A 7,937-nucleotide genomic window follows, 5' to 3' on the forward strand; every position below is an offset into this window, starting at 1 on the left:
GAATTCTGAGACGACCCCTGTGTGTTGAAAGACAAGATGAGAACCATGATGTGTACGTAGGTAAATTCATCCAGTTACATGTAGCCGCTAATAAGAGCCTTAAGATCGTCGAAATGGGCGATGTGAAACTGGTGGCCATAACCAGCTCGATTCCTACCACTTTTAATGGTGGGATAAAGAGATACAAAGGGGTTACGTATGTGTCACTTTCCCAAACAGCTCAAACCACTATCGACTTCCCGAAGCGTATCTACAAAGAGGGCCAGGAATGTACTTCTGTCACCAGTCCTGACCAAGGTCCTTTCGCCCGGGATGTTAGGTTGAATTGCTACGGGCGATGTGTTGTCACCGGCGTAAGGTCCCCCTGGCGTACTGAGGCCGCGCACTTAACGCCACGTCATGAAGAAGGCATTCCCGACGTAACGAACGGAATTTTACTTCGCCGTGATATCCATACACTGTTCGACAATGACCATTGCGCCATAAACCCTGACACTATGAAAATTTACTTCAGCCGGGAGGCCCGGGAGTTGGATGATGATCTCCTGAAATGGCATGGGAATGAGATAGAGACGACACGCATGCAGGTTCCGGTTAACATCGAAAACCTTCGGATACGATGGCAAAAATTTAAGGCTAAGGATCGTCAGCGTAAATAAAGCCATAAGCTGAACCACGGCGAGGATTAGTCTTGTTCACTAAATGACAGCGAGAGATTAAATGCAAACCCAAAAAGATATTACAGTTGGCCAGATCTGGGAAGAAGTGGATCCAAGACTGATCCGGAAAGTGCGAGTTGTTGAGGTGGCCTCGTTAGAAGGGCCCAAAGGCATCCTAATCGAAAACGTGGAGTCTGGTCGTAAGAACTGGGCGTCGTCATCCCGCTTTAATGGAAAGCGTGGAGGGTATCGTCTTATTTCCTGAAGGTTTTGCCAATATGGGAAACTGAAGAGGTTGAAACCATCCCGGTGAGGGAGCATATCTGGTAAAGAAGAGTCTTTAAAAAGGTTTTACGCGACCTGGGATAATAAACGGGAAAACGATACCCAAAAAAAGAATACAGCGATGATAACGATAAGGAATGGTAAGGGCTTCAATATTTTGAGAAATGACCTGGCTTACTTTGCATCTGCATTTCTAATCAAACTGTCCACATAGGGATCACAGCTCTTAGGTTCTGAATTTTTCATATGTTCTGTACCTGAAATTGATTCCGTATGAGAAAAGGCCACCGAAGTGGCCTCTATCAAAACTGGTGGCAAAAGTTAGATCAGGAAATCATCAAGACTTTTACCGGCTGCAATTTGTTCTGCCAGAGCTTTGGGGGTACGGCCCTGTCCAGTCCACGTTTTTGTTTCGCCATTTTCATCAGTAAATGAGTATTTGGCCGGGCGTGGTTCACGGCTTTTCTTGGTAGCCGTAGATTTGGCCTGGAATGAGCCAAGCAGCTCTTCCGGGTTGATACCATCTTCTTCCATTAACTTACGCAGGGCGTCAAGTTTCTCCTGACGAGCTTGCAGTTCGGCAGCTTTGGATGATTCTTCCTGACGACGCTCATCAACAATGACATTAAGCTTTTCGAGGATTTCCTCAAGTACTTCTAAAGGCAGCTCGCGGCCCTGGGCGCGAAGAGTACGAATATTGTTTAACGATTTGAGTGCTTCAGACATACGACCTCACTTTCTAATTCTTTGATAAGGATTTACTTAATCATAATACACTCTATAAGGAAAAAGATGCCAGCTTTATGTCTTCAGGTACAAAGATATCTTGCTAAGAATACTCCTTATCTTCCTTGTGCAGACTGTTTCGTGCTTTCGATGTTGTTCATGAGTCTTAAAATCTGCTCACTGTTTAGGGTACTCATGCTGTAAATCATCAAGAAGGAAGCGCAGAACAACATAAGCAATCGGAAAAGGAAACCATGCCAGTGACAGGCCATATATGGCGGAGATAAACATAGGGTAATTTAACTCACTTACAAAATTCGCTTCATTGTATTGTTGAATCGAAATGGCAGAAGCAAAAATTATAATTAAAGTAAGAAAAATCCACTCTAGCCATCTCTTTTTATAACAAGCATAAGCGAAAGCTGTAGGGTAAAAAATAAAGCAAAAAATTCCAGCTGCAATTACGTTCATAAAAGTAACTTTCCTGATAGCGCAGTTATTTTTCGAATGCAGCATCATGAACAACTGCCATAACATTGATGATTGGCTTTCTTTTTCTGAAGAACCTTCCGCGCGGCAAAGTTTCTCCCGCTTTGAGACGATAAAGCCAGAAAACATAAGCCGGAGGAACATTGCTGTCAAAAATATCTGAACAAGTTTGAACTGTGATGCCTACTGTATTGTCTTTCCTCATCTCTTTAAAAGTGCCTTGCAATGCAGCGGATAACGTCATTTTTAAGAAACCTTTTTCTGTTTGAACGGATAGACTTGACTTAGCTGGCTTGACTGTAATGTTTGCCACTAAAGATCCCTCGTTCTGAGGATGCAGGCACTACAAAGTTACCGTCAGGTCTAATCATACGAGTTTGGATGAAATTTTTGCCGGATTTGGTTTTTTCAACCTGGTGCTCGATCTTCCATTCTTCTTTGACGGGACCGGATGACAAATGAACTAGAACCGGTACTTTTTTACGTGTTCTATCCAGAACAATACAATTTGATTTATCCGTATCAACGCTTCCCTGAAGAGTATTCAAAGAGCAATTATCATATCCCTCAACCGGAACTGCATTACCTTGGATATCAATTTTGAATCCTCCAGCTATTACAATTTCGGGTGCATTATCATTTAAAGTCTCGTCATAGGCAGCATCAACTACATCGCAAGCAGTAAGAGTAAGTGACGATGCCACAGCAAGACACAATAAAGAAAATCTGTTTTTGAGCATATTTGAGACCTTTTATAAAAATAAAATAACAGGAGAATTGTATCATTAACAGTCTAGTTCTAACGACTACCACTTTTAAGTATGTATTGAGCCAGTTTTATATTCAGGCACACCATATTGCACTCTAGCTCTTTCATCATCCTAGAAGAACTCTTAATTAAGTATTCTTCAAGTGGGCCAGCATATGCCCCTGATGTCACGATCGTTAGTTGCGTAAGAGGATGAGTCAAACTCTCAATGCCCTTCAGGATGTCATTCTGGACAGCAGAAATATAAACAGGCGAAGCCGCAATCAAATATTCATCATTCGGACTGGACTGCATTAACTGGCTTATAGTTGCGCAACGGTTATGCTTTCCTAGTGATTTTGTGATGGCTTTCCACCAGAGATCATGCCTGAATGGTACTTGATGAAATGTCGCCTCGTAAGAGGGCACCCGATCTCGACTATTTAAAAACCCCATCCCGGCAGAGATTATCCACAACTCCAGATTTCTGGTTGAGTTTAAAATTTCCTTTGCCGTAGACCAGTGATTACCTGAATACAAGGACAATGCCGGTACCGCCTGATTACTTCTGGCGTCGTCTACAATGTTACTCCAGGCATATGCTGCGTCGTCCGGGGTTTGTTTTGGATCTATGTCCAATGTCGGCCAGACGTGGCCCTGATGATTCTTGCCCTTTGTACAGGAAGTGATTAAGTGTACTGAGCGTTCAGAGAACATTATCTTCCTTACATACCCATAGAACAGCTTTCTAAGAACGGTGGGCTCGCCTGAAAATTACAAATCAGCCCCTTTCACGGCATCATTTTGATTCTTCGCGTCTGCCCCCAGTAAGATGACCGGTTTTCTGCATGACAGTGTTATTCCTAACAAACGCAACACAAAACCACGCCAGCCAGAGCAAATTTTTTCATTTGCTGCGTAAAGCCTATTGTTTTCTCTTTTAAGCTTCGCCCACTCGTTACAGAGGGTAACATCATCAAGCGCTGTTATATGCTTCGCCTCACCTTCGACGATAACGGTATGGATACCGTATGCTGTAAATCTCATACTATTTTCCAGAACCCAGTTGCGGTATTCGTTGAGTCCACCTTCGGAACCGGTAGCTCTGCGCCACATTTCAATTTGCTTGTGTGATGGGTCAAGTGTACTTGTCATTGAAGCCTCGTCTCAGCGATAACGCTTGAAATAGCCCGCTTTGGTCAAAATGAAATTAGCCATCTGACTGGCGATTTGATTGTATCTTACTCATAGTGCCCAACCTATAGGTTAAAAAGGGGCATTTTCGCTTTATAGCGTGTTCAACATCATCAATCATCCCAAGAAAGGCTGGCTTATTAAGCCGGTCCATCATTTTCTGTATATCTCTCATCAATTTTTATATCCGGCCTGAAGTGCACCGTTCAAGCACACCGATCAGGCAGTTAGTCACTAGTTAACTCTTTACTAGAGACTAAATTCCATTGATTTACGTGACAACGTCACGTCATTAAGGTTTGCAAATGCCTAATTTTCATACTATGGGATTTAATTAGGAGTAAATCCCACAGGTTTACATAAAGCTGACATTTAAAAGTGTTAAAAATCAATCAGATAGAAAGAAAAGGCTCTCCGGAAGAACTCTTCTCATTATTTCGCCGCCCGGGGTTATTGCTGACAGATCTGAAAGTGCTAATATGTTAGTCATTAGTAATTAGTAAAGCCTTTACTAAACGCGTTTCTACGTAAATTCTATTGGTTTTAGAGGGTCCTACTGTCCGAAGACAATAAAGTTGTACACAAAGCACTAAAGTTGTAACCATTCTCAAAAAACGACGCTAATGTTGTATGCTTACTGAATGTGTGGTTATAGGGTTGGAGACTATAAAATGCACATATAGGTACGTATCAATGTCGTTTTTTGGGTACGATCATGGGTAGGGGTAGGCGTCTCAAATCCTATTTGGATTATGAAAATGCGCTAGGTGACGGCATAGGAGTGGGCTATGGCCAAAGTTATCAGCCCTGGCTTAGAGCTCAGGACGTTAAATCCCGTGGAAACCGTTCGATAGTCTTTGGCCTTAAGACGTTTCGAAACCATCATCATGGGGTTTGAGGGCCAATGATGTAAAAAACCACGCTAAGGAGATAATTCATTGTTTAAATTGAGATTTAACGGCCTCAATTCCCCCTTCATAATATCCTCCGGTAGTGTGAACGTATAATGTCCCAGCATGTTGATATGACCGTGCATCAGAGGCGAAAGCCGCGCGATATGTTCATCCTCTGGCCCTTCCCCGATGCTGCGCAGGTGCGACAAGGCTTCCTGCATATAAAGCGTATTCCACAGCACCACTGCGTTTGTCACCAGACCCAGCGCACCCAACTGATCTTCCTGCCCCTCGCGGTAACGTTTTCTGATCTCGCCACGCTGACCGTAGCAGATGGCTCTTGCAACGGCATGGCGGCCTTCACCCCGGTTCAACTGTGTTAGGATCCGGCGACGATAGTCCTCATCATCAATATAGTTGAGAAGATACAGTGTCTTGTTAACTCTTCCGACCTCCATTATTGCCTGAGCAAGCCCTGACGGTCGGGTACTTCTCAATAGCGATCGAATGAGTTCTGACGCATGAATAGTGCCCAGCTTCAGCGAACCGGCAACCCGCATCATCTCATCCCAGTGGCTTTCGATTTTAGAAAGGTCAACACAACCCCGCGCCAGTTTGTCCAACGCCCCGTAATTCGCTGCTTTGTCGGCCCGCCAGAACACAGCCTCACCCGCATCCGCCAGACGAGGTGAAAATTGGTATCCCAGTAGCCAGAACAGGCCAAAGATAATGTCACTGGTACCTGCTGTGTCCGTCATGATTTCAACCGGGTTTAGTCCCGTTTGTTGCTCAAGTAGCCCTTCCAGCACAAAGATGGAATCCCGCAGTGTTCCAGGAATCACTATGCCATGAAAACCCGAATATTGGTCAGAGACAAAGTTGTACCAGGTGATGCCGCGCCCTGAACCAAAGTATTTTCTGTTGGGGCCAGAATTCACCGTTTTCACTGGCGTGACAAAACGCATACCATCAGCGGAGGCTACCTCCCCGCCCCCCAGTATCCTGCCAACGCTAACGAGGACTGAAAATCAACCAGCCGCGCATTGGCGCTAACCAGCGTTTCTGCTCGGATGTAGTTCTGTTTCACCCAGCTCAGACGATGGCGAGTCAGTGCAGGGATATTGTGCTTGATCAGCGGCTCATGTCCGATATTGCAGGCCTCAGCCAGCATCACCGCACACAGGCTTATATGCAGATCCTGCGCACGGGCACCTGACTCGCTGACATGGCTGAATTCACGGGTGAAGCCAGTTCTGGCGTCAATCTCGAGCAACAGTTCTGTCAGGTCAACGGGTGGAAGCAATTGTCTGACTCGGCTGCTCAGTTGTATCAGCGCCGGTGGTTCATCCAATTTATCCAGGCTGCTGATGGTCAGCGAAGGATGTTTACCTTCATTGCAGATGTCCACGGCGGTATTGCGATCAAAACGTGATGCCACCGTTTTCCAGGTTTCATCTAACTGAGCGGCCAATTGCTCCGATGCTTTACTGCCATTAGTGGGGTGACCCAATGCCCGGCAGACTGGAACCCGCTGCGCCTGCCATTCCTCCCCCTGAAGAAGTTTTTGGCGCGGATCACCCCAACGATCGCTGTTTTCCAACCAGATGTCACGACGGCGTAGCGCATCCTGAAGTCGCTCCAGCAGACACAACGAGTAACCTGCTCGCTGTATCCGACCGTCAGCATCGTACACCAGGCGTTTCCAAGGGCCTGAAATGATATGTTCAGGTGCATCGTCCAGGATCCGTTTTTTCGAGCCGTTTAGCTCTGCCAGGTAATGGATGGCAGCCAAGGTATGTTCACCGTCTGGGGCCGCACGGAAGTGCAGATCGCGCAGTAGTGCGGGCAAAAAACGCCTTACCCGTCCGTATTGCTCCACCATTTCATCCTGAAAGTTTGTATCCTGGGGGCGGGCCAGTTCATTCACTTTTTCCACGGACTCTGCCAGTCTGGCGACAGACACACTGCTGAATATGGTCTTTCGCAGCAAATCATCGGCGGTATCTTCATCAAGTAAAAGTGCGCATGCCCGCGCCAGCAGCAACGCCGCGCGGTCAAGATCCTTGAGCGTCCTAAGTCGCTTTTTCTGCCCGGTTTTCTTCGCCTCCCGGGTAATATTGAGGATCAGCATATCCAGCACGTCAACGGCCTCGTCCAGCGCCGAGATTTCTTGCGCTTTCACGAATGCGGTAAGGATCGCCAGCCGCCGTTCTTCTGGCATTCTGCTGATATATTTCACCGATGCCATTCCGGCATAGCGTGCCAGATTGCGGAGCTGTATGGCGGGCAGCCCAGTGAAATTCAGACAGGAAAACTCCAGGCTGCGCAGGCGAGTGTAACGTTCAAGTGCTTCAGTGAACGCGGGGCCGCTGATAGTGACAGGGCCTCTTTTTAGGTGCTCCATCACTGAGAGTCGCTGTCCTTCGGGGATTTCAAGTAACCCAGCCAGTTGTGCGGTCTGCCAACGGTTTGGCAGCGCGGCCAATTTTCGCCACAAGCGGCGGGTCGCACGCTCACGGATTTCACCAATGACTCTCGTCAGGGTGGATGCGGCTGGCAACAACACTTTATTTTGAAGCAACCACGCGGTGGCAAAATCGAACATCAGTCCGGGGCGTTCATTACTGAGCCATGCACGGGTATACAGCAATCGCTTCAGTCTGAACGACCACGGGAAATCACCGAAATCATGATAGCTATAGTGCTGCCTGATAAGCCCGTGGTGCTCCCAACGTGTGTTTTCCCTTTGAGCATAGCGGGAAATGATCTCTGGATAGCGGATGTTAAGTTGCCTTGCGACATAAAACTGGACACCGGGCGGTATTTGCATGAGATCGGACAAGAAGGTTCCCAGAAAGCGGGCAGTTGTGAGTTGAAGGGCAATTCCCAACCGGTTATGCCTGCCCCTACGCAGGTTGATGAAAGGGCACTGTTGCAAAGTTA

The 7,937-nt window shown here is 46.6% G+C and carries 7 protein-coding genes and 2 pseudogenes; 2 read left to right on the forward strand and 7 right to left on the reverse strand.

Annotation, left to right across the window (positions count from 1 at the left end; genetic code table 11):
• Positions 1-659: HNH endonuclease signature motif containing protein (locus tag CKK19_RS24515; protein ID WP_225455254.1), on the forward strand; the 659-nt coding region annotated here is incomplete at its 5' end.
• Between the two features lie 606 nt (positions 660-1,265).
• On the opposite strand, the gene CKK19_RS24520 is transcribed toward CKK19_RS24515, so the two are convergent.
• The 6 genes from CKK19_RS24520 to CKK19_RS24545 form a co-directional block, all read right to left on the reverse strand.
• Complete coding sequence (locus tag CKK19_RS24520; protein WP_001287391.1) at positions 1,266-1,670, reverse strand: H-NS family nucleoid-associated regulatory protein; 405 nt, start codon at positions 1,668-1,670, stop codon at positions 1,266-1,268.
• Between the two features lie 177 nt (positions 1,671-1,847).
• Positions 1,848-2,141, reverse strand: a complete 294-nt coding sequence (locus CKK19_RS24525) for a hypothetical protein (RefSeq protein ID WP_001100635.1) — start codon at positions 2,139-2,141, stop codon at positions 1,848-1,850.
• A 25-nt stretch (positions 2,142-2,166) separates the two neighbouring features.
• Positions 2,167-2,472, reverse strand: coding sequence for a hypothetical protein (locus CKK19_RS24530; RefSeq protein ID WP_223152485.1), 306 nt, complete (start codon positions 2,470-2,472; stop codon positions 2,167-2,169).
• On the reverse strand, positions 2,444-2,899 hold the full coding sequence (locus CKK19_RS24535; RefSeq protein ID WP_000916941.1) for a hypothetical protein: 456 nt from the start codon (positions 2,897-2,899) through the stop codon (positions 2,444-2,446). The genes CKK19_RS24530 and CKK19_RS24535 overlap by 29 nt, the downstream gene beginning before the upstream one ends.
• Before the next feature lie 59 nt (positions 2,900-2,958).
• On the reverse strand, positions 2,959-3,624 hold the full coding sequence (locus CKK19_RS24540) for a hypothetical protein (RefSeq protein ID WP_001447900.1): 666 nt from the start codon (positions 3,622-3,624) through the stop codon (positions 2,959-2,961).
• 57 nt (positions 3,625-3,681) lie between these two features.
• Positions 3,682-4,062, reverse strand: a complete 381-nt coding sequence (locus CKK19_RS24545) for a hypothetical protein (protein WP_001371925.1) — start codon at positions 4,060-4,062, stop codon at positions 3,682-3,684.
• A 754-nt stretch (positions 4,063-4,816) separates the two neighbouring features.
• Here CKK19_RS24545 and CKK19_RS24550 point away from each other — a divergent pair.
• Positions 4,817-4,987 (forward strand): annotated as a pseudogene (locus tag CKK19_RS24550) (transposase); the annotation flags it as partial.
• A 36-nt stretch (positions 4,988-5,023) separates the two neighbouring features.
• On the opposite strand, the pseudogene CKK19_RS24555 reads toward CKK19_RS24550, so the two are convergent.
• Positions 5,024-7,937, reverse strand: a pseudogene (locus CKK19_RS24555) (Tn3 family transposase); the annotation flags it as partial.

This window comes from Enterobacter sp. CCUG 70166, from assembly GCF_020224095.1.
Lineage (GTDB): Bacteria > Pseudomonadota > Gammaproteobacteria > Enterobacterales > Enterobacteriaceae > Enterobacter > Enterobacter intestinihominis.

Excerpts from the sequence above, each read along its gene's own strand:
- CKK19_RS24520 (WP_001287391.1), bottom strand. The coding sequence starts at position 1,670 with ATGTCTGAAGCACTCAAATCGTTAAACAATATTCGTACTCTTCGCGCC.
- CKK19_RS24545 (WP_001371925.1), bottom strand. The coding sequence starts at position 4,062 with ATGACAAGTACACTTGACCCATCACACAAGCAAATTGAAATGTGGCGC.
- CKK19_RS24525 (WP_001100635.1), bottom strand. The coding sequence starts at position 2,141 with ATGAACGTAATTGCAGCTGGAATTTTTTGCTTTATTTTTTACCCTACA.
- CKK19_RS24540 (WP_001447900.1), bottom strand. The coding sequence starts at position 3,624 with ATGTTCTCTGAACGCTCAGTACACTTAATCACTTCCTGTACAAAGGGC.
- CKK19_RS24535 (WP_000916941.1), bottom strand. The coding sequence starts at position 2,899 with ATGCTCAAAAACAGATTTTCTTTATTGTGTCTTGCTGTGGCATCGTCA.